Consider the following 26,607-nt stretch of genomic DNA (forward strand, 5'->3'; position numbering starts at 1 on the left):
TTCTCCTCCTATGCTTCTGTATGAAGTTCTGCTACGCTTTTTTTCATTCGTTCCATCGTAGCCATTTTATGGTTCCAGCATTCAGTAGATAGATCGACCGGATATTTTTGCGGATTCAAGTCTCGTTTGTACTCTTCCCACAGTGAATCTAGATTTTCTTTTGTATATTCTTTGATTTCGTTTAGCACGGGTAGTTCGTATACTCTTTTTCCTTCGATAAAGATATCTTGTAAAACGGGGCGAGCGGTAAAATCCCGAACAGTTTTATTGATAAACGTATGCACTGGATGAAACATAAAGATAGCCTCTTCTTCTCGAGGATCTTCATCCCATAATGTGACATAGTCTCCTTCAGATTTCCCATCAGAGTTTCGAGTAATACGCCATACTTGTTTTTTTCCTGGAGTTGTCACTTTTTCCGCATTGCTTGATAACTTGATCGTATCCACCATATTTCCTTCGCTATCTTCAATTGATACTAGTTTGAATACTGCACCAAGGGCTGGCTGATCATAAGCGGTGATCAGTTTTGTTCCGACACCCCATACATCAATTTTAGCTTTTTGCATCTTTAAATTCAAAATCGTTGCTTCATCTAAGTCATTTGAAGCATAGATTTTTGCTTCCGTAAATCCAGCTGCATCTAATTGTTCCCGAACACGCTTAGATATATAGGCCATATCTCCACTGTCGATACGTACGCCTTGGAAGTTGATTTTATCACCTAATTCTTTTGCTACGCGGATTGCACTTGGCACACCTGATTTCAACGTATCATAAGTATCGACTAAGAACACACAGTCTTTATGGGTTTTAGCGTACGCCATAAATGCTTCATAATCATTTCCATAAGATTGGACTAACGAATGCGCATGAGTCCCGCTAGCTGGTATCCCAAATATCTTTCCAGCACGTACATTGCTTGTAGCATCTGCTCCGCCGATATATGCCGCTCTAGTTCCCCAGACTGCCGCATCCAATTCTTGTGCTCGTCTAGTCCCAAATTCCAAGAGCGGATCTTCTCCGATCACAGATTTGATGCGAGCTGCTTTTGTCGCGATCAACGTTTGGAAATTGACCATATTCAACAGTGCTGTTTCTACTAATTGACAATGTGCCAAAGGACCTTCCACTTGGATCAATGGTTCATTTGCAAAAACTAATTCACCTTCACGAGCAGAACGAACCGTTGCTTTAAATTCAAAATTTTGTAAATACTCCAAAAACCCTTCAGGATAGACTTCTAAGCCACGTAAGTAAGCAATATCAGAATCACTAAACGTCAGATTCTCTAAATAATTGACTAACCGTTCCAATCCTGCAAAAACCGCGTACCCGTGGTTAAAAGGCATTTCTCGAAAATAACATTCAAAAACAGCATGTAAATCAGCTCGACCTAATTCCCAGTATGTCTGCATCATATTGATTTGATATAGATCCGTATGCAGCGTCAAACTGTCGTCTGGGTAAGTATTATTCATCTTGTATTACTCCTCTTGGCAAGTTTTCATTTCCTACCCATTATAACAAAAAAAATTGATAGGAAAAGAAATCTTCATTATTTTCTGAAAAAGAGGTTGTGAAAAAGCCGCTTAGTTTCGAGTATTAAGAAAAATTTTGTGAAAATGGCTTTCCACATTTTTGCATAAATTGGACTTAATACCGAGAAACTGGCTTTTGAGCACCGTTTATCCGGAAAAAAGGGCTGCAACAAGACTTTTGTCACAGCACCTACTCTTATCTTTACTACTTCTTATAAACCAGATTTCACTTAATATTCGATATGAATCACCTTCTGCGGAATTTCTTTCCTCTGCGATATACATAGAAACCACCGACTAAAAGAACCGCTGCTAGGGCTCCAATAATGATATACAACAAAGAATTTGTATTATTTTCTACAGTAAAAACCTCATGATTAACTGAGTTTGCTTGTTCTTTCGTAATCGTAAAGTCTTTTGTCAGCAACCACTTTTGCCCTGTCTCATCTTGTGCTTCGACTAAAAGCTGATAATCCCCAGATTCTAAAGGTTTCGTATTTCCCGCTTCCCCATGATAAATAGGCATAGCAAAAACTGATTCAGGAGCAATGCCACCATTTTCGATTTTTCGTGTCATTATCGGTTCTTCCCGTCCTTTTGAATGAACAGTTGCTTCAACGGTCACTCCCTTGATATTGATTGGTTGAGGATTTTCTAGCACAGCAACCACACCAGCATTGTTGGTAATCACTTCGGAACGTACCTCATTCAACTTCAGATCCGGCACAACTTCCTTGTCATTTGCGCTCATCATCAACCCAACCACATAAGCGTATTCGCTAAAAAAAGGCTGATTACTTTCTTCTTTTTCAGCTGAAAAATCTTTTTTCACTTGGATCCCGCCTAATAAGATTCCATCAAAGGAAGTATCAGGTGCTTGTACTTCTAAAGTAACGACTCCTGCTTTATTCCCTGGGATCACTGCTTCTTTTGGATAATCGACCAATGCGCAGATGGGTTGCTGAACGATTGACTCCTCTGGTAATTCATTTTGTCCGTAGTCAATCACTATGTTTCCGTTTGTCTGAGCTGTATTGACATTGATAAAATACGTTTGCTCCTGATCAGAAAAATTATTGATCTGGATCTGTAGTGTCTGTTTTGTTCCAGGTTCTACTCGTAAATCAAAGAATGAACGTCCTTCTCGCTGATTGTCCGGTAAAATAGGATGGACGCTATAGTCTGCTCCATGATTTTCATCAGCAAAAACGACGATTCCAGGAAAAATTAGCTGTATTAACAAAGTTATCAAAACCAATACTAAATGTCGTCTCACTTTTCATCCCTCCATTTTATGTAAAAAGGATGGAGTTAGCTTATCCGCTCCATCCTTTTGCGGTTGTTTACAAGTAAAACAAATTATTTTACTTGAAATACTGCTGTTAGATCGAATCAACTGCTGTGTAAGTAACTGTCCCAGTATACTCTCCAACCGGTGTATTCGCTTTGACTGTTAGTGTTGGCGCTTCTGATGTGAGTTCGTTTATATAATCAAAAGTACCGGAAACATAAGATATCGGAAGAGTTGTTGCAGATTCTAATACATTTTCTCCATTGATCGTAAGAGCAGAAGCAATATCATCTGTTAAGTTTGTTGCACTGACTGTCAATACCCAGTCTCCCGCAACTACAGCATTCTCCCAAGCTGCTGTCAGCTCTGTTGTATCTTCAACACCAGTGTATTCGCTGATCAATTCTAAAGCTTCTGTTTTGCTGACTTCTAGCGGACGAAAATCGGAAGCTTGCAATGCGCCATCAAAAGTACCATTGACAGTTGTGTTTGCGCTGATTTGCGCAACCGTATGTTCACCAAAATCGATATCAGGAACAGAATCTAGTGTAAAAACCCCTGGATAAGTTGGAAGTCCATCCTCTACTAAAAAGTCAGTAATCTCCACTCTGGTCGTTCCATCCATTGGTTCATCAAATTCTGCTGCCATGACTGTTGGTGCAAAACATGTAAATAACATCGCACTTGTACTTAAAACCCCTGCTAATTTTTTCATTTTTTGTCCTCCTTTTTTTCTCATCAAAATTCTGCATTCACAAATCGCCAATAATGTTTCGAGTAGTAATGACCACTAGATGTCCCCTCAGGAAAAGAGAGTGTTGACTGCTCGCCAGGAATCGTATATGTAACGATTCCACGTTCTTTGTTTCCTGTTGACTGGATGATCGTACGATACTCTTTTCCTGCATCTTGGTGATCATATTCGAAAGCTTCCAATCCTTCGACTGCTTCTTCGTTCTTTCCGCTGAACATTCCTCTGCCTAATTGATAATCGGCAGTCAAAAGATGGCCATCTTTTTTACAACGGAAGTCTTCTGTTTTCAGTTGTAGTTGCCATTTTGTGCTCTCTTTTCGAGAATCAAGAAAGGTAATCGATAAATCGTTGCTCTCTCGATGGATTTGATTGTGTTCATCTGTATAGCGCGATACGAACAGTAAATCATCAATGTATAGCATCCGTGGAAATTCTTCATTCAAAGGAACGATTTTCAGAGAAGTCGTGCCCTCGGTCTGTCCGTGAACAGCAGAAGAACAGCTAAACATTCCTATGAATAATGCACTCCATAACGCTAGCGAAAATCTAATTTTCATGTTTTTCGCCTCCACGTATTTGATGACGATAGACTAAAATAACGCCGATAATCAACAGCGTCCCAACAAATGAAATCAATCCTGCCTTTGCTTCATTTGCCTCTGGAAAACTGCTTTTCTGTTTTTCTTCTCCCTTTTCAGTCTGCTTTCCTATCTCCCGTTCATTGATTTCTATGACTGCATGCGTTTCACCAGCTTGGGTAGCAGCATTCACCACTGGCATCGATAACGAGAACAGGAGTAGAAGAAGAACAGAAATCATCCAGTCTCGGGTTTTTGATTTCATTGTTTTCTCCTTTCCACTTTTTTTCTAGTATCTAGCCAGCCATACGATCCCCCCTTTCAAAGCTAGCTTCTTGCTATAACACATCTTCAATTTTCCACGTGATCGTTCCAGAATATACGCCTAACGCCTCTTGATTGTTTAGCCGCAGCAATAGCCCTTCTTCCTCCGAAAATTCATACTTTTTGTCAATCTCAAGCGTTAAAGCAGAAAGTGCGATTTCTCCCCATTCATTTTTGAACACAAGATACTCTTCACTAATCGCATGTTGCATATCCACATGATTTAGTTCTTCAGCGGATACGGTCACTCTATATGAATCCGATGTATTCAACGTGTTTCTAGTAACAACACGCATCCCTTCCTCACGAGCTTGTGCTTGTCTGTTCATTGGCAATTGTGATCGAGCATACTTCCAGCTGTATTCTTCTGTCACGAATTCAAATCCGATAAATCCTTCAACAGTGAAGGTTCCATTTAGCTCTAGATAAGTAATCTCATCATTGATAGGTCGATTATCAGTAAGGGTGAGCTTGATTGTATTTTCTCCTAGTTTGAAAACACCTTCTGAATCTTTTAGATCGATTTTGAACCCTCGTGATTGATGCATTTTGAATTCTTCTTCTGCATCTGTGATTATCTGATTTTCAATCAATAACTCATCATTGATCCATACGCTGTAATACAAACGATCTAAGTCTGGATCAAGATAATCAAATGTAAAATGGAACGGATCTTGAAAATCAATAAATGTATTTTTTTCGCCAAACACTTCATTTGTCGTTCGTAAGTTGTCAATTTCTGGTGGGTGGTTAGGTTCACGCTGGATCTCGTATTCAACTGCATGTTCGACTTGAGCATGATAATACTCACCGGTTGTAGTGCCTGTTCTTCCAATAAACTCTACCCGTTCATAGACGTTATGGTTTTCAAGCCCTTGAAACTCTGATTTTACTTTTGTTTTGTAATGCAACGTCACTTCTGTTCCTATAGGGATCTCGATAGCTTCCTCTGGATAAAAGCGCTGGGTGGATGAAACATAAAAAGCATTTACATTTATTGATCTAGCATTTTCACCGTCACTATCTAGTTCTTGATACGTAAAATATGGTTGATAGCCATCTTCTAATAAGATTAATTCAGTAAACTCAAAAGGATTGGATCTACTTTCTTCTTCATCAGAAGTCAAGATAGTGATACCATTATCTTCACTAGGATTAAGGAAGATACTACCATCGCCTTCTTCGTTGTAAAATGTAACGGTGTGTTCCAATTCTGTATTGATAGGGATTTTTTTGCCATTCACATTCACCGTCACACCTTGCTCTTGCGTTGTAATCTCATGCACCAATTCCCCTTGGACCTCAAATCGTGGATTGGTTAAAAAGATTGCTGCATCTGCACGAGGACTAAGAAGAGAAAATTCAGCAGTCGCAGTGAATCCCCAATATAGTTTCTTCGATGGAAGATTGGTAAAATAGTCATTGATATTGATGACGCCTTCTGTTATGCCATATCCTCCTGTTTGGCGCAGATCCTCCATTGTAAAGGTAAGCATCCCTGCTGGGGTAATGTTGATATCCAATTTCCACCAGCTGTTAGTCGAAAATTCACTATTTCTGCCAAAGTCTTTTTTAAAAGATTTAGTAGTCGGACTACCTGAAGGCGCTGCTGCAATATGGGCACCAGAGAATTCTCGATCTCCTAATGCATCGGGATTTAGAAGAGGGCCATTAGAAATTTTATTATCGAATTCAAGAATCATTCCATTCGCTATATATTTATCAATAGGAGCTATACCTGTCAAAAGATCTGGGTGATAATACGCTCCTAATGACTTAGGTGAATGCCCTGCTGTAGGATCATACATATTGTAGATACCCCGTCTGCTGAAAAACAAATTAGTAGGATTCCCATCATGAAGAAAGAACGTGATTCCCTCTGTATCTTCATCAAAATAGAGGTAACTTGTAAATCCGATATCCGTAGACATGTTCGTAAAATCAATCCTGTTAGAACTTGTTGAAACCATATGCCCTCTGTTATATAGCAATGAACTCAAATTTGAAGGCGTCATATAACTTAATCGGTAGTCTTGATCTAATGTTGCGACATTAGGTGCAAGTGTGAAAATATGACTTGGTCTTGCAAACAAGTGATTTAAAGGAATAGCATCTGCAAAAGCACCATTCAAATTGGGATCTAATATACTGGGAGCGGCATAGTTTTCAACTTCTTCCGCTTCTGTTTGAGCTTCTTCCACTGGTTCTTCTCTTGATGCTTCTGGCTTATCAGAAATCTCAGTAGGCTCCCCATTTATTTCAGGTACGGCAGTATTTTCCGATAAATCGACTGCGACTACGTACTCTGTCTGGTCACCGATGAATATCTCTTCTAATTCATCTCCTGTTTGTTTCATCAGTCTTGGCGTAATTTTTAGATGGTATTGATTGTATTCTTCTACTATGAGGCTTTTAAAAACGATTTCAATTCTCTCATTCTCCGAAGAAAAATCACCTGCGTAGTACCATTCCTCATCAACTGGTCCTACTTTTCCAAAGGTTCGTTCGATTTCCTGAATGCTTTCTCTCAGTAATAATCCTTCATGTTCAACTATTTCCAGCTTAAATTGCATTTGATATTCAGCTTCATCTTTTGCATGCTTCTCATATGTCATACTCCATTGTATCTGCTTCAGTTCCTCATCCATTTCGTAATCGATCACAATATTCGCATGTTCATCAGCTACTACTTTTTCAGACTCAGTCTTGGCAAAAGTGATCTGCGACAGTCCCGTAAGTTGCGATAAAAATAGGACAGCAACCATAAAAACTACACTGCCATAATGTGAGACAGTTTTCGTTTTTTTCATTTCCTCTCTTCCCCTTCTTGAATATTAGTGAGATTTTTTCAAAAAGCTCCGATATAGTCGTTCTCATCTTTTATCCGATACCTAAAATTTAACTTAATTAAAATAAGATTGCAAATAGATTAGAAAAAAGGGGTGTTGAAAAATATAATAACAGAAAAATACCGTAAACAGCCATTAAATCCATAATAAAAGGGAACAATCAACTTAATAAAAAACATTGACCCCTAAACAATGGAAGTGTTTTCTCAAATAAATTGTATTTATCGATCAAATTTGAGACAATAAAATGGGAATAAAATCAAAAAAATGAGAAAAATATAATTTAAGTGGATATAAAGAAAAATGAAGAGGTATCTAGAAATGATCTGGAGTTGAATAATAGTTTATAAAATATTTGTATTTTTAATTATTTAAAGAAATAAGCAATCAAAAAGGAGGTCCTATGTTTTTCAATATTGTGTTTACCCAGAAAGAACGCCGCAAGTTAGCAATTTTTCATCTATTGGAGGAGCAACATGAATTAACTATCAAAGAAATCAGTAAAAAACTTGATTTATCTTCTAGTGTCGTAAAAAATATATTGAATGAAATGGAGAATGAATTTGATGACTTTTGCTTTTCTGGATTCAAATTATTGTCAAAAAACAAGATCAATCAGAATCTGCCAACTGATTTAAACTATGATTATTATTATTCCTATCTTATCCAGCATAGCCTCCCTTATCGCGCGATTAAATCTTCTCTTTTCTATCCAGAGAAAAATCTGATGGAATTTTGCCAAGAAAATTTCATTAGTCGTGCTTCTGCTATGCGGCATCTGCAGTCATTAGCCGATTATGTACAGGAATTCGATGTCATTTTTAATCGCAGCCAATTATCTTTCAAAGGAGACGAACGCTTGATTCGCTTGATATTATTCAATATTCTTTGGGCAGCTTCTCGCGGAAATGAAGATTATGCTTTTTACGTCTCAAAATCTGAGTTATTAAAAAAATTGGCTGAACTTACTAAGCATACATCTTTAAATTGGAGTTTCGTAGGAAAAAAAGAAGTTTGTCTTTTTGCTGGGATTACCACTCAGCGGATTGCACAAGGTCACTATGTAGAGGATGACCCTCGCTATAGCGAAGCAGTTTTTAGTAATGATCATCGAATAAAATGCCTTTTTGGTGAACATTTTTCTATTCCCGCCTCTCATCAAGATAGTGAATTTCGTTTTGCACAATTTATGGTGTTTTATGCACCGACCTTTCAATATGAGAATCCTACTCTTAATGAAGCTTTAGACATATTCGACAAAAAAGGACTGCTGCTTTCTTCATTATTGAAAGAACTTGACAATTATTGGCAAACTGAGATTTTTCCTAATGACCGTGTTTTTCAACACAATCAAATTGTTCACCTCCATTTATTTAATATTCTTTTTTGTTATTATCTTTTTCCAAAGCGTGTACCGACACTCTTCTTTCTAATGAATTACTTTCATAAAAAGAAGTCTTCAAGTTATTACTATTTAAAAGAGCATTTTACCTTTTTCTTGAATAAGTTGGGGCGTCGACATAATTATCAATGGCTTTCTATTTGCTGTAACGATTTAGCTGAAATATTTGCATGGCTGACTTTGCAATGTTGCGAGGACAATGAAAATTCAACTAAGTTACAAGTTTCTTTAGTGATGGAAACAAATTATTTTTTTACCCAAGATATCAAGAATTTTTTAAAAGACTTGTCCTTTATCGAACTGAAGGAATTATCCTATGAAGAAATACAACCCATTGATTTTCTAATCGTCTCTTCTGTACATCTTATGCCCAAAGAAACGGATACAAGTTATTATGTAGTGAATTTTTTGGAAGGAAAGACAGATTATGTCAAGTTGTACCTTGAATTGAAAAAAGCTCATGAAAATAAGAAGTTTCACTTGCTTTTAAAAAGACCTGAAAGAAAAAAGCTGCCGTCAATTAAACCACAACTGTTCGTATAATTGGACACCAAAAAAAGGGCTGCGACAAAAGTCTGTCACATTCCCTTTTTTCCGAATAAACGGTGTTCTCCTGCCAACTCCTCGGTCACAAGTCACAATATCCATAAAACATAAGAAACTGTTTTTTGAAATTGTTTCTTGTGACTCGGAGCTGAACGGCAGGCTTACGACCTCTTGGTAAACGGTGTTCAAAAGCCAGTTTCTCGGTATTAAGCCAAATTTATGCAAAAATGTAGAAAGCCATTTTCACACAATTTTTCTTAATACTCGAAACTAAGCGACTTTTTCACAACCTCTTCCTTAAACGGTGCTCAAAAGCTTGCATCTGCGGTAATAAGCCCAACCAAACAAAAAATATGACGAACTATTTTCGTTTGGCTGTTCTTATTACGTGATGCAGAACAGCTTTTTCACAACCTCTTTTTGCTGTATACATCATAAGTATGGAGCGGTTTAGCATAAATTAGGACATCAAGCCATCGTATTTTTTTGTTCGACAACTACAATATCTTTATTTGGACGTTTGAATTGTATTCCGGCACGTTCCAGCTCCTGTTTCACTCCTATATGGACTTTGACATCTTCCCGTGTCATTTTTAAAACGTGATGAATCGCATAGTCGATTTCTTGCCTTGTGATTTTTTTCTTCGTATTGATCATCACAACTTGCTTTTTGTCATATGTGTCCACTAGCAGCAACTGTGTCCGATCTAACGAAAATAATTTGTAATAATTAATGGCCGTATTCCCAAAAAAGAATTCTACTACTTTAGGATAAAATGTCTTAATATTTAAATTACTATTCACAGGTGTTTCGATTAGCTTCATCTCATTCCTCTTTTCTATATAGTCGATTTAGATTCAATCCCATATATATTCCCCGTCGTCCCCAACATGAAGGAATCGGTTACAATTGAACCTTAAAAAACAAAAGGATTTACCTTTTATCACTTAATAGTATAACATAATTTTATGAGAAAAAAATACACTTTTTTCTTGACCTTCTCGTTACGTAAAGGATTATGCTTACATTTGTCAGGAGGAAAAATAATGGAATACACAATAAAGAAAATGTCAGAGATATCGGGAGTCAGTCCGAGAACCTTGCGCTTTTATGATGAGATTGGACTGCTAAAGCCAGCTAGGATCAATTCCTCAGGCTATCGGATTTATGGCAAAAAAGAAGTCGATCGTCTGCAACATATCTTATTTTATCGAACGTTGGCATTCAAGTTGGAGGATATTCAAGAAATCTTAGATAATCCGCATTTTGACCACCAGAAAGCTTTAATCGAACATCAGCAGATGCTTCTAGAAAAACGGGCACAAATCAACATCCTCTTGGCAACTGTCCAACAAACACTTGATAGGTACGAAGGAGGAAGAAAAATGAGTGATAAAGAAAAATTTGAAGGGTTCAAACAACAAAAATTGAAAGAAAATGAAGAAACTTATGGACAAGAGATTCGACAAAAATACGGGGAAGAAAAGGTTACAGCATCCAACGAAAAATGGATGAATATGGATAAAGAAACGTATGAAGAAATGCAAACTGTTGAAAAGCAGATGTTAGCTGATCTCACTCTTTATTTACAAGCCTCTGCAGATGAAAACTTAGCAGATCGCATCTTTCAAGCTCATAAGAAGTGGCTATCTTACAGCTGGTCTGAATATCAGCCAGAAGCGCATAAAGGATTAGGGATGATGTACGAAGCCGATGAACGATTCACTGCATATTATGACGAACGAAGTGGTCAAGGTGCAGCGAAAGCATTAAATGAAATCATCCAAAAAAAGGCATAGCAGTTTACATGATCCGACAAAAACGACCGAACAACAAAACATCAGACACCAAAGTTAGATTTTTTATACTAACATTTGGTGTCTGATTCATTTTTTACAAGTGTTTTGCCAAAATTCAGCGCTGAATAAACGTATAAGGTATTTTCACTTTATCCTTTTTTTCTGTAAGAAACAATTGAAAAGCCATTTCTCCGCAAGCTTCCAGATGGTGATCGATCGTTGGAAAGCCAAGAAGCTCGCTGATCAGCAAATTATCGCGTCCAATCACCACTGGTGTCTTATCTTGCAGATAGCTTTGCAAGATGCCTGCTGCGACCATATCCGAATTTGTAAAGACCCCATCAACTCTATGATCTTTAAAAAAGATACCTGCTTGTTTTCCTTTCTCTGCATCTATGCAATCCCAAAAAACAAGTGACTCATCAAAAAACGGAAAAAGTCGACGACATAGTTGCAAAGTGATCTTTGAATTATAACTCAGCCTGCCACTTCGCCCCAATGTGATGCCCAATCGTTTTACCCCTTGCTGCTTCAAATAAGAAAGACCTTCTGTAATCGATTGTTCTCGATCAATAAAGACGCAACTTGCCTGTTTTTCCTTGATTTCTTCACAAAAAACTAGAGGACCATATTTTTGATAATCCAGCAAATCTTCTAGTGTATTGGCACGAGATGTGATGATCAAACCATCGAACGCTTTAGCTGCAAATTCTTCAAGATAGCTTCGCTCTTTTTCTTTCTGATAACCCGTCGGTAAAAGCGTCACTTTGTAATCATAATCAAACGCCTCTTCAATGATCCCACTGATCAGCTGATCAAAGTACGGATGGTTGGTATAAGGCAAGATTACTCCGATACTTTTCGTTTTTCCATAACTCAACTGTCTGGCTTTTGCATTAGGGATATAATCGACTTCTTTCATGACCGCAAGTATTTCTTTCCTTTTTTCCTCATCTACATATGGATGTCCATTGATCACACGTGAAATAGTAGAAACTGAATAACCTGTGAGCTTTGCGATATCTCGAATATTTGCCACTGCTGCTTCGCCACCTATACAAAAAGATTTTCTTGTAAATAGTCTACCACAGCTGGACCGCATTCAAAAAACTGATACATTTTTCCATCATGAGAAAAACTAATCCGCTGGCCACCCCAATATATATCTTTTGTCAACGTTTCGATTTCATTCATCGGTATTTCTTTTACTATATTCTTATTCAGTCCTTGAAAACTGTACAACGTTAATATGGAACCCTTAAACTCGACAAACGCATAAAAATAATTGTTCGTTGTGCCATCTGTTATCTCTACATAGGTATTCATTGCAAGCCCTCCTTTTGATACTTTGAGTATAGTGTATGAAACGCGTCTCATATCAAGGAGTTTGTTTTGCAATAGAAAAGTTCTATTCCTCTGGTTCACCTAAATTTGGATCTAAGCGGTTTGCTGCTAAAATAAATGGCGCCCAGATCAAAGCAGCTACTATTAAATTAATGATTGTTAAAACGATGGCTCGCCAATCTCCCGCAGTAGCTAAAAATCCACTAATGATCGTTGGCATGACCCAAATCACATTTACTACAACCGGACGAACAAGCCCAGCCATCGTGGCAAAATAGGCGATCGTTGCAGTCGCAAGAGGTGCCAAGATGAACGGAATCATCAACAGCGGATTCAACACAACAGGAAGACCAAACATCACTGGTTCATTGATATTGAAAATTCCTGGTGCAAGCCCCAACTTTCCTACCGTTTTATAATCTGCCCGCTTAGATAAAAATAAAATCATAACGATCAACACCAGCGTGACTCCAGCTCCCCCCGGCCAGACAAAAGCTTCAAAAGAACCTGCCACCCATTTGAAAGGAATGGGTTCATTATTTTGAAAGGCATTCGTGTTTTCGACCATCGCGGTACCATATAAGGTCTGCAAAACAGGTGACATGATATTTGTGCCGTGAAGACCAAAAAACCAAAGAACATGCACAAGAAGAACAATGATAAAGACCGCTCCATAACCTTGTGACAAGTTCATCAAAGGAGATTGGATGGCTTCAGAAATCCAGTCAATCAGCGGCTCGCCAGCTGTTTGTCTAAAGATATAATTAATCACTCCAACGACGTATAAAGAAACTAATGCAGGAATAATTGCCGCAAAAGCTCTTGCTACAGCAGGTGGCACAGAATCCGGCATCCGTATGATGATCTTTTTCTTGATCAGAATCGCAAAAATAATGACAGAAATAAATCCAAAGATCATAGCAGTGAACAAACCAGACCCACCCATATATTTACCAAAATTAAAATAGCCCCATGCGCCTACTGATAACGTTTGTCCTCCGTCTGGCGTTCCAGCAATCACACCACCTGCAGAAGTAATCAAATCTGCTGCGTCTTGCGAAAGCTTCTCGGGCAATGTCAACACCGCTGTTGCTGCATCGGGTAAGCCAATAATAAAAGCAACCAGAGAAACAATACTTCCTGAGACAGGATCGACCTCATAGGCTTTCGCTAGATTCGCTCCTAGTGATAAAGCAAAGACCACTGCCATAATAGCTAAAGTACCATTCCAGATCAATCCATTTACGCCAATGACTGGGGTAAAAAATGTCGTGATTGCATTCCCTTCACCTAGATACGTATTCGGAAAATCCCGCATAAATGCGTTCAGTAAAACAGCAATTGCTCCTGCCATCGTAGCTGGCATCGTACCAATAAAAGCATCTCTCAATGCAACCAAGTGTTTCTCCGACCCGATTTTCGTTGCAACTGGCAAAATATACTTCTCCATCCAACTCATTAATCCATTCATTTTTTCTCCTCCTGTTTTTATTGTTACCGAAGCTCCTTTTTTGAATACGCATACATTATAATGATATTATAAATATAGCATAGTTATTCCTATCTGGCTATCTGTTTTTAGCAGATAAAATAAATAACTATGCGAATTCAAAAAAATATGCATAATCCTTTATAAATAGTATAGTTTCCTACTACTAGCAAAAGCAAATGATACCATTTAAATAACATTTATTATGAATAAGTATACAAAAAAAGTAGAAAAGGAAGTATTTCGCTTCCTTTTCTACTTTTTTATCTATCTTTCTCAAATAATGGGCTACGCTAGATAAACAAGGTGCTTTTCTTACATCATACCGCCCATCATTGATGGATCCATTGCAGGAGCTGCTGGTGCTGCTGGTTCTGGTTTATCTGCAACGACTGCTTCTGTTGTTAATAACAAGGCAGAAACGGAAGCGGCATTTTGCAAGGCAGAACGTGTTACTTTAGTTGGGTCTACGATACCTGCTTCAACCATGTTTACCCATTCTCCAGTAGCAGCGTTGAAACCAGTACCTAGTTCTACGTTCTTCAATTTATCAACAATCACTGATCCTTCATAACCAGCGTTTTCAGCGATTTGACGAATTGGTTCTTCTAAGGCACGAACAACAATCTTGATACCTGTTGCCACGTCTCCTTCTGCTTCTACAGCAGAAACTTTGCTGATAACGTTCACTAGAGCTGTACCACCACCTGAGACCATTCCTTCTTCTACTGCGGCACGTGTAGCATTCAATGCATCTTCAATGCGTAATTTCAATTCTTTCAATTCTGTTTCAGTAGCTGCACCGACTTTAACAACAGCTACACCGCCTGCTAATTTAGCTAAGCGTTCTTGTAATTTTTCGCGGTCAAAATCAGAAGTTGTTTCAGCAATTTGGTTTTTGATTAATTGCACACGCGCTTCGATGGCTTCTTTTTCTCCTGAACCTTCTACGATCGTTGTATTGTCTTTATCTACAACGACTTTAGACGCATTTCCTAAGTTTTCGATTGTTGCATCTTTTAATTCTAGACCTAGATCGTCAGTAATTACTGTACCACCTGTCAAAATAGCGATATCTTCAAGCATTGCTTTACGACGATCACCGAAGCCAGGAGCTTTTACAGCTACTACATTGAATGTTCCGCGGATTTTGTTCAAAACAAGCGTTGGTAATGCTTCGCCATCTACATCGTCAGCAATGATCAATAATGGACGTGATTGTTGCAAGATTTGTTCTAACAATGGCAGAATGTCTTGGATGTTAGAGATTTTTTTGTCTGTAATCAAGATATATGGGTTTTCTAGAACAGCTTCCATTTTGTCGTTATCTGTTACCATATATTGTGATAAGTAACCACGATCAAATTGCATACCTTCTACAACATCTAGTTCTGTTTCGATTCCTTTTGATTCTTCAATTGTGATGACACCGTCGTTTCCAACTTTTTCCATTGCATCAGCAATCAAATGCCCAACTTTATCAGAGCCTGAAGAAACAGCTGCTACTTGTGCAATGGCTTCTTTTGAATCAACAACAGTTGAGATATTATGCAACTCTTCCACTGCTGCTTTTGTTGCCAATTCGATCCCGCGGCGAATGCCTAGAGGATTAGCACCTGCAGTTACGTTTTTTAAACCTTCGCGAACGATTGCTTGTGTCAAAACAGTTGCTGTCGTTGTTCCGTCACCGGCAATATCATTTGTTTTTGATGCTACTTCTGATACAAGTTTTGCACCCATGTTTTCAAAATGATCTTCTAACTCGATTTCTTTTGCGATCGTCACACCATCATTTGTGATCAATGGAGAGCCGTAAGATTTTTCTAGTACGACATTTCGGCCTTTAGGTCCTAATGTTACTTTCACTGTATCTGCTAATTTATCTACCCCGCGTAACATAGCTGCGCGTGCGTCTTCTGCAAATTTCAATTCTTTTGCCATGATTGATTCACCTCATCGATTATTTTTGATTATTTTTTCTATCTTCAAAATTTACTCAACAATCGCCATGATATCTTTTCCTGCGACGATCAGATATTCTTTTCCTTCGTATTTTACTTCTGTACCGGCGTATTTTTCGAACATAACTTGGTCGCCTGCTTTCACAGCGGCAGGAACTTTTTCACCGTTTTCCAACAAACGGCCCTCACCGACTGCAACAACTGTCCCAGTTTGAGGTTTCTCTTTAGCTGCAGAAGCTAAAACGATTCCTCCGACAGTTTTTTCTTCTTCTTTTGCGACTTCGATAATGACGCGATCACCTAATGGTTTTAACACGATAAATCCCTCCGATAACTCTTTTTTTAATTCGTTAGCACTCTTAACCTTCGAGTGCTAACCTACATTTTTAATAATACTCATTCTCCCTCTTTTTTGCAAGCTTTTAAATCAAAGAAAAGAAATTTTATTCTGACAGTTGCTTATTGAAATTATGATATAATTGAAATCAATCGATAAAAGCTTGCCTTGCATGCTTGTTATCCCTTAAAAGGAGGAATTACATGTCTTTAAAAAAATATAGTTTCCTCAGCATTTTTTGCTATGGTCTAATTTTTATCTCACCCTTGATCCTCGCTTCGATAGGACTTGTAAAATCTACGTCTGAGTTGATCACAGCAACTGCAGTCATGTATATATTGGGCGCGGTTGTCCTAGCTATTTTTTATTTTAAGCAACCTGAGCCTTTAGCGATCGAATCAGCAGTAAAAAAAGCTTCTGTTCCAAAGATCGTTATTTATGGATTAGTTGGGATCTTTGTCGCATTGCTTCTGCAAAGCATCGCTGTCATGTTGGAATCTGTATTGTTTGGCGAAGCAACCCCTTCTGAGAATACACAAAATATCATCCAGATGATCATGGAAGCACCTGCTTTTATTTTGGCGACAACTATTGCAGGACCCATCATGGAAGAGTTCGTATTCCGCCGCAGCATACTGGGGATCATCAGCCGGTATTCAAATTTTTGGGTCGGGGCAGTGATCAGCTCTTTGCTGTTTGCATTTGCTCATAATGATGGTCATTTGCTGATTTACTTTTTCTTAGGTTTCTTCTTCAGCCTAGAGTACAAAGCTACTGGTCGGATCTGGACATCAATGATCACACACGTAGGAATGAACACATTAGTTGTTCTTGTTCAATTAGCTGTCCAAAAAGGACTGGTATAAACATGATTAGAAATACTCCTGTCATCCTAGATTGGTGATTTTTCCAATCTAAAGCGACAGGAGTATTTTTGTTTTTTTAGTCGATGATCTTTTCTGCTGTTCCAGCATTTTTTGTCTGTCTTTCCTTTTTGAAGTTTGCAGAATCTATTTTTTTCAAAAATGGGAAATAAATGAAAAAACTAATTGCCAACACGATACCTTGTAAAATCGCTGCAGGCACTCCGCCTACTAAAAAACCCGAGAGGATCGGCGGTGTTGTCCAAGGAACTTGGACCGCTGTAAATAAAGGAACGAATCCAAAATATAAAGCGGAATAGGTAATCAATCCTGAGAGGATCGGCGCGAAAATAAAAGGAACAGCCATCATCGGGTTCATCACGATCGGTGTGGAAAAAATAATCGATTCATTGATATTGAAAAAGGCTGGTAAAAGAGAAAGTTTTCCTAATTCTCGGTACTTCCTCGATTTCGCAAAAAACATCATAAAAAATACAGCCCCTAACGTCAAACCTGCTCCGGTAACAGTCATGAATTGATCAAGAAATTGCTGAGTAACGATATGCCCGCCATTTGCCACAGTCAATTCTTTTCCAGAGGCTAAGATTTCTGCATTTGCTAATGAGTTTGCTTGTAAAATCGGACTAACCAACCCATTGACCATCGCAGATCCATGAAGACCAAATAGCCATAAAAACGGGACAAAAAAACCTAATAAAAGCACACCGAATAACGTGTCTATCAACGATTGGATCGGAAGCTGGACGTACGTCCATATTCCTTGAACAACAGTCATCCCGAACAACTGTTGAAAAACAGCTGAACCTATAAGCGTAAAAATGACTATAGCAAGTATTGGAATCAATGAAGTAAAAGACTGCCAAACATTTTCAGGAATCTTCCCATTTTGCCTCCACCCTTTCGCAAATCTTGCTAAACGTGCATAGCCCCATCCGATGAGGAGCCCGGTTGCAACTGCTCCTAGTATCCCTTCACCGCCTGTCCAGATATTATCTATCTCTCCCTGAACATTAAGTGGCTGAATAAGTAGTAGGTAAGCAGACAAGGCTGTCATGCCGACTGGCAAGCGATCGATGTTTTCTTCTTTTGCATAAGCATACGCAATAGCAAAAACGATCCAAAAGGCTATCACGTCAAATGTAGCCTGGTATACTTGTGTAAAATACATAGAAAATCCTGTTTTGTCTATCCACTGAGCGATGTAATCTACAGGAAAATGAGCAAATAAGAAAAACAGCGAGCCAGCTATAATTATCGGGATCGTATAAGTCATTCCATTACGCAAAGCAGTTAAGGGTCTAAGATTCACAACAGATGTTATCATTGGTAAAAAGGCACGATCTAACCACTCTTTCATTTCTTATCTCCTTCATCTTCTATTTGATTAACCAGTTTTCTTAATTTAACTATACCTAATGAACACGAACCATGAAAGGAATGCGCACTAAGCTTTTCAAAAAACGGATTCTTTGACGAATATCCAGTAACTGCTTACAATGGACAGGAATAAAAAAGGAGGTTTTTTATGAAAATCGCAATCATTAGCGCTACTGGTCATGCAGGTTCATTTATTTTAGACGAAGCATTGTCCAGAGAGTTAGATGTGACGGCAATCGTGCGTCATCCAGAAAAATTACCATCAGATGTTCCGTTTATACAAAAGGATTTATTTGAGTTGACAGCTACTGACCTTGCATCTTTTGATGTTGTCGTTGATGCTTTCAACGCTCCTAAAGGAAAAGAAGAAATGCATCAAACTTCTTTGTCCCATTTGATTGAGATACTTGAAGGAACCGATACACGCTTAATCGTCGTTGGGGGTGCCTCTTCGTTATTCTTGGATACAGAAAAGACGACTCGTATGATTGACCAAGTACCTAAAAATGCACCCTTCTATCCAACAGCTTTCAATATGTACGAAGGATTGCTAAAATTGAAACAATCTAAAAATCTACAGTGGACTTATATCAGTCCAGCTTCTTTATTTGATCCACACGGCAAGCGTACAGGCACTTATTTATTAAGTGATGATTATCTACAAAGAAACGCTGCTGGCGACAGTACGATCAGCATGGCAGATTACGCGATTGCATTAGTAGATGAGATACTGGATAAACAACATGAAAAACAGCATATCAGTGTAGTCAGCCGATAACACGGTTGTTTTGTCAATGTTCTGAAAAATAAAAACAGAAGATAAAACCAACACTAATTGATTTTATCTTCTGTTTTTATTTTTTTATTGACTGAACTATTTAAATCGAAAATAGCTCAGTTGCTTCATCTGGATCTGTGTCATAGATTTCAAAATCATGTCCAACGCCAAAATCTTTTTCTTTCAAAACATTTTCCATCGTTAAATGAGCAAGTTCTTTCATATTGTTTTCCTTGCTAAGATGACCAAGATAGATCCGTTTGGTCCGATTACCGATCACATCAGTCATAACAAGTGCACCATCTTCGTTGGAAAGATGCCCTCTATCTCCTAAAATACGCTGTTTTAGATTCCACGGATAAGGTCCCATGCGTAACATCTCAAGATCATGGTTACTTTCCATCAAATAACCATCGGCATTTTCAATGACACCTCGCATGTAATCACTGCAGTATCCGGTATCCGTCAACATGACGAATGAACGGTTTTCTTTATGGAAACGATAAAATTGCGGAGCTGCTGCGTCATGGGAGACGCCGAAACTCTCAATATCGATATCGCCGAATGTTCTTACTTTTCCCATCTCAAATAGATGTTTTTGTTCCACTGGTACATTCCCAATCAGCGGCTCCATCGCTTCCCAAGTCTGCTGATTGGCAAAAACATCCAAATGATACTTACGAGCCAAGACACCCACACCATGTATATGGTCTCGATGTTCATGCGTCACAAGTATTCCATCTAATTGGTCCGGTGTCCGATCAATTTGAGCCATCAAGGAAGTGATTTTTTTACCGCTAAGTCCTGCATCGATCAAAAGCCGTTTTTTTTCACTTTCGATATAAAGTGAATTACCCGAACTTCCACTTGCTAGGATACTGATTTTAAAAGCTGGTTTTTCTTCAGCCATTTGACTCCTACTTCCCTTCTTACTTTGTAAACTTTTTTCATTATACTCGCTTTTTTATTGATCTTCCACTTTTGGTACAGTGTTGTTTGTCACGATCGTATTGCTGAAAGCGTTGACGCTCTCGATTTGAACCACTTTATCACTTGTTTCGATCGCTACATGCCAAACAGGAACATACACATTTTTTTCCCGGACTTTCAGAATACAGGAATAAGCTAGTTGACGCCATAAGATTTTTGATCCTCTTGGTATTTTGTTATTGATGTACAATGTATTGATTGCTTCCTCTTCTGTATACAGTTCCGTCTTTTCACGCAGCTGCTCGATATCAGATAAATGCGTCTGCATGTATTTCGTGATACTATAATCGTTATCGTTTTTTTCTAAAGAAAGAACGATTTTTGCTGTATCATCATTGAACGGAATACCTTCATACTCTTGGCTTGCTTGGATTTCTAGTGGTTCTTCTTCTAAATGAGAAAAGTTTTTCGTATACACATACTCATTACCGAACAAAATATTGTCTTTGTTAGCTAAAAAATCTTCCAAAGAACTGCTGATCTTATCTGGATCAATCACGTTCTTTTCAGATTCTGAGCTGGATAAGGATTTTGTCAAAACATCGCCGTCTAAAAACACGCCACTTTCCAACAATCCGCTTTTACCAGCCTTGCGATAATTTGCTAATGAAGTGCTAAGATTGGTCTGTTCCGCGCTAAGATAATAGCCTTGCTTGCTCTCAGAAGAAATCTTCCCCGTATAAGTGATATCGTCACTAGCCAGACGTTGTTGGATGGATTCAGTCTGATCAGAACGAATAACATTGTTTTCTTGGTATACCGCATCATGATAACTGCTGAATAAAAACACATTCAACCCTAAAAAAGCGACGAAAAATATCCATTCGATTTTTTTAAAATCCAATTAATTCGCCTCCAATCCAGGTAATTTTTCCAGAAGGTCGTTAGCTGAATACCAGTTATCTTCATATTTCACATACCATTCAGGTAAGAGATCAACGACGCGATTCGTTTCTTTAACATTTTGCCATGTATAGCCAACGATTACTGAACCAATCTTGTTGCTATCTGCTCCCTTAGCTTCCAGCTGCTGGATGATTTCATTCGTACTTGCAAGTTCTACTTCTTCATCTGAAGGTATCGGTACTTGAATCGTATTCAAACTGGTTTGAATATTCACTTGCACCGAACCGTTCGTTTCACCGCCAACTTCCACACCGATCTGTCCTCTGCTGTCCGTCCCAAAAACCGGGAAGCCTTCCACGAAGATCCGGTAATCGATGGTATTGTCACTGCGGTCAAAATATCTGAGATTCCCTAAAGAACTGCCTAATTTGCTAATATAGGGAAAACTTTCAGAAAATACACTAGCATTTTCTTTTTTCTCTGGCAGCTCTCCTCGAAAATCAACTACTTGCGTTTCCGAATGGATAGACATCGTTTCATTCCCACCGTAAAAAATCAATTCATTGCTTTCATCATTATTCTTCACGCTATCTGGTTTCTGGAAAAAAGCATTTCTAAAAAGTGTATAGGGTTGCTGCGAAAGGATATAGCTGTACTTTTTCAACTTGATTGAATGTTTCGTAGCATATTGGGTGTCGATCGTCGACGGTTCTGTTGACATTTCTGTCCATTTCGTGTCGTTTGCTGTTAATTCTTTGTTGATATCCTCCCAATTCAACGAAATATTCGCTTCATATACAAGGTGGTTCGAATAATTCAAAAATCGGATTTTTTTGTTTCCTTGATCGAATTGTATTCTAGTAAAATACATATTTTCGCTTTCTTTTGCCAAATTCGAGACGTCTACATCTAAATCAAATGCTTCCTTATATTCTCTTAGCAAAAAAGGCGCATTATAGGCCAACTCGAAACCAGATGTCAGATTTTTCACTTGTTCGAATTGTGATTCATCTCCCGAAACGACTTCAGAAAGCTTCCCAAATCTTGCTTTATCGATGATCAATTGCAATCGGTACACGAGATTTTCACTGTTGGTTTCTTGGATCGTTCCCGAATGGTGCCACGTGACATGAAGCGGAAGAAAAACTTCAGAAGTTTTCCGATTGCTTTGAGACTCGATCATTTGAGTGTTTGTCTCATCGACGCTGATCGAACTTTTCCCTGCTGGACTCAGCCAGATGGCATAAGAGAAATATAAACTTAATGCAACCATCAAAATAAGTCCTACGCGAACGACTTTTTCAGAAATTCTCATTCCCACCATTCCTCCTCATAAGGTTCGTATGGCAGCGAGATATAAAAAGTCGATCCTTTTCCTTCCTTGCTCTCTGCCCAAATCGCGCCTCGGTGCGCCTTGATTACTTCTCTAGAAATAGCTAATCCAAGTCCTGTCCCACCTTGTGCTCTTGCACGTGCTTTATCTACTCGATAAAATCGTTCGAACACTCGGTTCAGATCTTTTTTAGGAATCCCCAATCCTTGGTCGGTAATACTTAAAATCACGTTATTATGCGTTTCTAATAAGCGACAGGTGATCGTTCCCCCATCTGGTGAATACTTGATCGCGTTATTCATGATATTATCGACTACTTGGATGATTTTATCTGTATCTACTTCGACCCAAAGATCTCTTTGCGTGAATTCGCGACGGATCTTATAATTTTTTTCTTGGTTTCCCACCATCATATCAAAACGGTCAAGAACAAAATTCACTAACTCGTTAAAATTGACATACTCTAATTGAAGCTGGGTATTTCCTGTATCCATGCGAGATAGATTCAGGAGATCATTGATCATTCGAATCATCCGATCTGTTTCATCCAATGTTACTTTCAAAAAATTTGGTGCTACTTCTTCGTCTTTCCATGCACCTTCGCTCAATGCTTCGATATAACTGCGCATGCTTGTCAGTGGTGTACGAAGCTCATGGGAAACATTAGAAACGAATTCACGGCGTTCCCGTTCTGTTTTTTCTTGTTCTGTCACATCATGCAAGACAGCTACTAATCCGCTGATAAAACCTGATTCGCGACGGATCATGGAAAAGTCTACTCGTAAGATCATCTGATCGCTCTCCAATGTACTGGTTGAACGGTCAAGTACCATTTCGTTTGGATCTTCTAATAATTTCCGCAAGGTATATTCTTCTTCGATATCCAAAAGTGTCAAAATCGATTGTCCAATTGCTTCCTCATTTTTGACATCTAGCAAGGAAACAGCCATATCATTGATCGTAATGACTTTCCCCCTGCGGTCTGTCGCGATGACGCCGTCTGTCATATGAGACAGCACGCTATCCAACCGATTGCGTTCAGCTTCCATTGTATCTTGAGCTTCTTCGATACGTTCAGCTAACTGATTGAAGGTATCAGCCAACTGCCCTAGTTCATCTTGTCCATGCACTTTGACTTTCCGGCTGTAGTCTCCTCTGGCGATTCGAATGGCTTGTTCTCTCATTTCACCGATTGGCTGAGTAATCGAACGAGCAACTAAAACGGAGACGATCATTGAAATAAACGCAGCAATCAGTGAGGCAGTAAAGAAAATGACTGCTGTATTATTGATTTCCGAATATTTTTGTTCGATATTACTTTTGACGTAAAGAGCCCCGATAACGGCATCGCCGGTCGGGGACAGGATCGGTTGAACATTGATATTCACCCGTTTATCGTCGTTATCTAAAGCAACATACCGTTTAGTTGTGAAATCATTGATATCGACATAATCATTTTTCTTTCCCACAGCGCTTTGTTCATTGACATCAGTTGTTCCTCGGATGATCCCTTTTTCGTCAACGACCCGTATTTCGATGATATCGCTAGTCGCACTGTTTTCAATAAATCTCTTGATATTCGCATTTACCTCTTCGTCATCTACGTTATCTTTGCGATTTAATTCCGGACTGATTGTCGTCGCTAATGATTCCACCGTTTGATTCATATCTTTAATAAATGTATTGATCGTGGAACGTTCCAATCCACGTATAAAATAGGCGCCAATAATTTCGATCGAGATCAATAAAATCAAAATAAAAGTAATAGCGATCTTAAAATTGACTGATCGAAAAAAGCGGACTTTTCTTTTCATCCAATTACTCCTGTTCTGGGTTACGCAAATAGTAACCGACACCACGGCGTGTCACTAAATAATTTGGATGGCTTGGATTATCTTCGATCTTCTCGCGCAACCGACGAACAGTTACATCCACTGTTCGTACATCTCCAAAATAATCATAGCCCCAAACCGTTTGTAATAAATGTTCTCTTGTCATCACTTGCCCAAGGTGCTTCGCCAAGTAAAAGAGTAGTTCGAATTCACGGTGTGTCAACTCGATTGTTTCTCCTCGTTTCGTCACCATGTAAGCTTCTGGATGGATGGTCAAATCACCAATCGTCAATTCCGCAGGAGCCGCATCTTCTGGTTCCTTCGTAGCCGTGGCACCACGACGAAGATTCGCTTTGACCCTTGCCACTAATTCTCGATTGGAAAATGGCTTAGTCACGTAGTCATCCGCGCCTAATTCTAAGCCTAGGACTTTATCAATTTCAGAATCTTTGGCTGTTACCATAATGATTGGCATGTCATACGTTTTGCGTACCTCACGAGCAACTTCTAAACCGTCCATTTTAGGTAGCATCAAATCAAGTAAAATCAAATCAGGTTCTACCTCAGCAACTTTTTCCAAGGCTTCTTCCCCATCATATGCAGTATAAACATCATAGCCTTCTTTGGCTAAATTGAATTTGACGATATCCGAAATCGGCTTCTCATCATCGACAACTAAAACTTTTTTCATAAAGAGCCACCTCTTATATATTATTGTCACACCTTTTCATTATACCGTATTTCTGGTTTTGTTTCATCTTTGCCTATAAAACAAAAGAGAAAATTAACATGGGAGTGCAAAATACTTCCTTTTTTGTTCTAACTTCAATAAAAAAAGGAAAACACTGATTTTCACCTCACTGTTTTCCTTTTTTTGATTTATCCTTCTAAAACTTGTACGCCGACACCTAATAATCCCGGACCAGTATGGACTACTAATGCCGGAGAAATTTGACCAAAGTAGATTTGGTTTGCTTGCGGGAACTCTCTTTTGAGCCTCGCTTCCATTTCAATCGCTTCTTCTTTCGCATCACCGTGGGCAACGGCTAAGTTAAAAACCTTGGCATTGCCGATTTTTTCTTTGACGTAAGCAACCGTCTTATCCAAACTTTTTTTACGTCCTCTAGCTTTTCCTACTGTGTAATAGATTCCTTCATCATTACAGGAGATGATTGGGTTAAGCTTTAAAGCGGTTCCTAAAATAGAAGCAACCAAACCAATCCGTCCACCTTTTTGGAGATATTCCAATGTCGCAACATTAAAGAAAACTTTTGTTCTTTCGACTAATTCATTCAAATTACTGATCAGCTGATTCCACTCGACACCGTCTTCTAGCCATTTCGCTGCTTGTATTGCAGAAAAACCCGCACCAATACCGATATTTTTCGTATCTAGTACATACGCTTCTAGTTCTTCTTGCTGTTCTGCAATCAAACGAACCACGTTATACGTCCCGCTCAATCCGCTGGAAATCGTTACCGCAAGTACTTTTTCATAACCATCTTTTTTGATTTGCTCAAAGATTTCTGTGATCGACTCACCATCAGGCAAAGATGTACCTGGAATTTCCTCTGGCAAACGTTGATAGATTTCTTCAGGTGTAATATCTATTTTATCTGTATATACCTGATCTTTATAAATAATTTTCAAAGGAATCATGTACATCTCATATTTTTTTATCAATTCTTCTGGCACATCCGTACCAGAATCTACTAAAATCGCGATTTTATCATTTTTCATTTGTTTTCTCCTCTTTTAAGTATTCGGTTTCTAGAACAATCGTTTTTTCCGCAAGAAGTTTCATTGCAAACGATAAAGTTGCTGCTCTTACAGCAATATATTCTACAGGGGTTGCCTGGTCGAATTTTTGGGGATGGGATTTGCCTTGTGCTAATTGGCTGACCATCCATACAGCTGCTTCTTGTTCATCACAGAATAGATTATAAGCTTCACGAATCCCCACTGTTTTTCCTTGGAACAATATTCCTTCTTTGATTTCAGGAATAGTCAATACTTGTTTCAATGTAGTGATTGCAAGTAAAAATGCTACATGTTCTTTGTTGTATCTTTTTTTAACTGGTGCTGGTATCAAACCCAGTTTAACGTAGTTGTTTACCATAGAGGAGGTTAGCAATGGATGTTTTTCTCCTTGTATCACAGGTGAAAGATAACGATCAACTAACGTTCTGACTTGATCCATATAAAGTTCTAGGTCGGGGAGCTCTTCCCAGTGAGGCAGACGGAATGTTTCCAGTTCTTTTCCCCACTCCATTAATTGCTGACGCATTTTTTCCATCGTAATCGCTCCTTTTTTCATTTCACTAACATGATACCAAAGTTACCATAAACAT

At 38.6% G+C, this 26,607-nt stretch carries 24 protein-coding genes; 4 read left to right on the top strand and 20 right to left on the bottom strand.

Annotated elements, in window-relative coordinates; translation table 11 throughout:
* Positions 1 to 8: 8 nt before the first annotated feature.
* The 6 genes from RWU19_RS04710 to RWU19_RS04735 form a co-directional block, all read right to left on the bottom strand.
* Entirely contained in the window at positions 9 to 1,481 is a 1,473-nt protein-coding gene (locus tag RWU19_RS04710; protein ID WP_002291453.1) for a nicotinate phosphoribosyltransferase, read from the bottom strand.
* Between the two features lie 307 nt (positions 1,482 to 1,788).
* Complete coding sequence (locus RWU19_RS04715) at positions 1,789 to 2,817, bottom strand: DUF916 and DUF3324 domain-containing protein (RefSeq protein WP_123837666.1); 1,029 nt, start codon at positions 2,815 to 2,817, stop codon at positions 1,789 to 1,791.
* A 106-nt stretch (positions 2,818 to 2,923) separates the two neighbouring features.
* Positions 2,924 to 3,547 (bottom strand): hypothetical protein, encoded by a 624-nt coding sequence (locus RWU19_RS04720; RefSeq protein WP_123837667.1) that lies wholly within the window; start codon positions 3,545 to 3,547, stop codon positions 2,924 to 2,926.
* Positions 3,548 to 3,570: 23 nt separating this feature from the next.
* Positions 3,571 to 4,143: a hypothetical protein gene (locus RWU19_RS04725; protein WP_070770124.1), complete on the bottom strand. Its 573-nt coding sequence runs from the start codon at positions 4,141 to 4,143 to the stop codon at positions 3,571 to 3,573.
* Complete coding sequence (locus tag RWU19_RS04730; protein ID WP_123837668.1) at positions 4,133 to 4,429, bottom strand: hypothetical protein; 297 nt, start codon at positions 4,427 to 4,429, stop codon at positions 4,133 to 4,135. The genes RWU19_RS04725 and RWU19_RS04730 overlap by 11 nt, the downstream gene beginning before the upstream one ends.
* A gap of 73 nt (positions 4,430 to 4,502) precedes the next feature.
* Positions 4,503 to 7,298: a hypothetical protein gene (locus RWU19_RS04735; RefSeq protein ID WP_316002823.1), complete on the bottom strand. Its 2,796-nt coding sequence runs from the start codon at positions 7,296 to 7,298 to the stop codon at positions 4,503 to 4,505.
* A 442-nt stretch (positions 7,299 to 7,740) separates the two neighbouring features.
* On the opposite strand from RWU19_RS04735, the gene RWU19_RS04740 reads away from it, so the two are divergent.
* Positions 7,741 to 9,282, top strand: coding sequence for a helix-turn-helix domain-containing protein (locus RWU19_RS04740; protein ID WP_123837670.1), 1,542 nt, complete (start codon positions 7,741 to 7,743; stop codon positions 9,280 to 9,282).
* Between the two features lie 471 nt (positions 9,283 to 9,753).
* Here the strand turns inward: RWU19_RS04740 and RWU19_RS04745 are convergent, their stop codons facing one another.
* Entirely contained in the window at positions 9,754 to 10,110 is a 357-nt protein-coding gene (locus RWU19_RS04745; protein ID WP_070770128.1) for a DUF1827 family protein, read from the bottom strand.
* 222 nt (positions 10,111 to 10,332) lie between these two features.
* Here RWU19_RS04745 and RWU19_RS04750 point away from each other — a divergent pair, with 222 nt between their 5' ends.
* Positions 10,333 to 11,085: a MerR family transcriptional regulator gene (locus RWU19_RS04750; protein WP_123837672.1), complete on the top strand. Its 753-nt coding sequence runs from the start codon at positions 10,333 to 10,335 to the stop codon at positions 11,083 to 11,085.
* A 115-nt stretch (positions 11,086 to 11,200) separates the two neighbouring features.
* Here the strand turns inward: RWU19_RS04750 and RWU19_RS04755 are convergent, their stop codons facing one another.
* The 5 genes from RWU19_RS04755 to groES form a co-directional block, all read right to left on the bottom strand.
* Entirely contained in the window at positions 11,201 to 12,124 is a 924-nt protein-coding gene (locus tag RWU19_RS04755; protein ID WP_002293627.1) for a LacI family DNA-binding transcriptional regulator, read from the bottom strand.
* A 14-nt stretch (positions 12,125 to 12,138) separates the two neighbouring features.
* Positions 12,139 to 12,411, bottom strand: a complete 273-nt coding sequence (locus tag RWU19_RS04760; RefSeq protein WP_002293626.1) for a hypothetical protein — start codon at positions 12,409 to 12,411, stop codon at positions 12,139 to 12,141.
* An 82-nt stretch (positions 12,412 to 12,493) separates the two neighbouring features.
* Positions 12,494 to 13,900, bottom strand: a complete 1,407-nt coding sequence (locus tag RWU19_RS04765) for a PTS sugar transporter subunit IIC (protein WP_002315700.1) — start codon at positions 13,898 to 13,900, stop codon at positions 12,494 to 12,496.
* Between the two features lie 333 nt (positions 13,901 to 14,233).
* Complete coding sequence (gene groL / locus RWU19_RS04770; RefSeq protein WP_002290607.1) at positions 14,234 to 15,859, bottom strand: chaperonin GroEL; 1,626 nt, start codon at positions 15,857 to 15,859, stop codon at positions 14,234 to 14,236.
* 51 nt (positions 15,860 to 15,910) lie between these two features.
* On the bottom strand, positions 15,911 to 16,195 hold the full coding sequence (gene groES / locus RWU19_RS04775; protein WP_002288862.1) for a co-chaperone GroES: 285 nt from the start codon (positions 16,193 to 16,195) through the stop codon (positions 15,911 to 15,913).
* Between the two features lie 224 nt (positions 16,196 to 16,419).
* Here groES and RWU19_RS04780 point away from each other — a divergent pair, with 224 nt between their 5' ends.
* On the top strand, positions 16,420 to 17,082 hold the full coding sequence (locus tag RWU19_RS04780; protein ID WP_316002696.1) for a type II CAAX endopeptidase family protein: 663 nt from the start codon (positions 16,420 to 16,422) through the stop codon (positions 17,080 to 17,082).
* A gap of 76 nt (positions 17,083 to 17,158) precedes the next feature.
* Here the strand turns inward: RWU19_RS04780 and RWU19_RS04785 are convergent, their stop codons facing one another.
* A complete protein-coding gene (locus RWU19_RS04785) occupies positions 17,159 to 18,457 on the bottom strand; it encodes a PTS sugar transporter subunit IIC (RefSeq protein ID WP_123837673.1) in 1,299 nt (432 codons plus the stop codon).
* Between the two features lie 168 nt (positions 18,458 to 18,625).
* On the opposite strand from RWU19_RS04785, the gene RWU19_RS04790 reads away from it, so the two are divergent.
* A complete protein-coding gene (locus RWU19_RS04790; RefSeq protein WP_123837674.1) occupies positions 18,626 to 19,255 on the top strand; it encodes an NAD(P)-dependent oxidoreductase in 630 nt (209 codons plus the stop codon).
* Between the two features lie 100 nt (positions 19,256 to 19,355).
* Here the strand turns inward: RWU19_RS04790 and RWU19_RS04795 are convergent, their stop codons facing one another.
* The 7 genes from RWU19_RS04795 to RWU19_RS04825 all read right to left on the bottom strand — a co-directional run bounded on the left by RWU19_RS04795 (position 19,356) and on the right by RWU19_RS04825 (position 26,552).
* Positions 19,356 to 20,165, bottom strand: a complete 810-nt coding sequence (locus RWU19_RS04795; RefSeq protein WP_104867097.1) for an MBL fold metallo-hydrolase — start codon at positions 20,163 to 20,165, stop codon at positions 19,356 to 19,358.
* A 54-nt stretch (positions 20,166 to 20,219) separates the two neighbouring features.
* Complete coding sequence (locus tag RWU19_RS04800) at positions 20,220 to 21,089, bottom strand: two-component system regulatory protein YycI (RefSeq protein WP_002290596.1); 870 nt, start codon at positions 21,087 to 21,089, stop codon at positions 20,220 to 20,222.
* Entirely contained in the window at positions 21,090 to 22,406 is a 1,317-nt protein-coding gene (locus RWU19_RS04805; protein WP_123837675.1) for a YycH family regulatory protein, read from the bottom strand.
* Positions 22,403 to 24,238 carry a cell wall metabolism sensor histidine kinase WalK gene (gene walK, locus RWU19_RS04810; RefSeq protein WP_002290593.1) on the bottom strand — a complete coding sequence of 612 codons (1,836 nt, stop codon included), beginning with the start codon at positions 24,236 to 24,238 and terminating at the stop codon, positions 22,403 to 22,405. The genes RWU19_RS04805 and walK overlap by 4 nt, the downstream gene beginning before the upstream one ends.
* 4 nt (positions 24,239 to 24,242) lie before the next feature.
* On the bottom strand, positions 24,243 to 24,947 hold the full coding sequence (gene yycF, locus RWU19_RS04815; RefSeq protein WP_002374828.1) for a response regulator YycF: 705 nt from the start codon (positions 24,945 to 24,947) through the stop codon (positions 24,243 to 24,245).
* 188 nt (positions 24,948 to 25,135) lie between these two features.
* Positions 25,136 to 25,996: a DegV family protein gene (locus RWU19_RS04820; protein ID WP_002374830.1), complete on the bottom strand. Its 861-nt coding sequence runs from the start codon at positions 25,994 to 25,996 to the stop codon at positions 25,136 to 25,138.
* Entirely contained in the window at positions 25,986 to 26,552 is a 567-nt protein-coding gene (locus tag RWU19_RS04825; protein WP_002290590.1) for a DUF1836 domain-containing protein, read from the bottom strand. Before RWU19_RS04825 ends, RWU19_RS04820 begins: the two co-directional genes overlap by 11 nt.
* Positions 26,553 to 26,607 lie beyond the last annotated feature (55 nt).

The organism is Enterococcus sp. 2STP (assembly GCF_032465635.1).
GTDB lineage: Bacteria > Bacillota > Bacilli > Lactobacillales > Enterococcaceae > Enterococcus_B > Enterococcus_B lactis.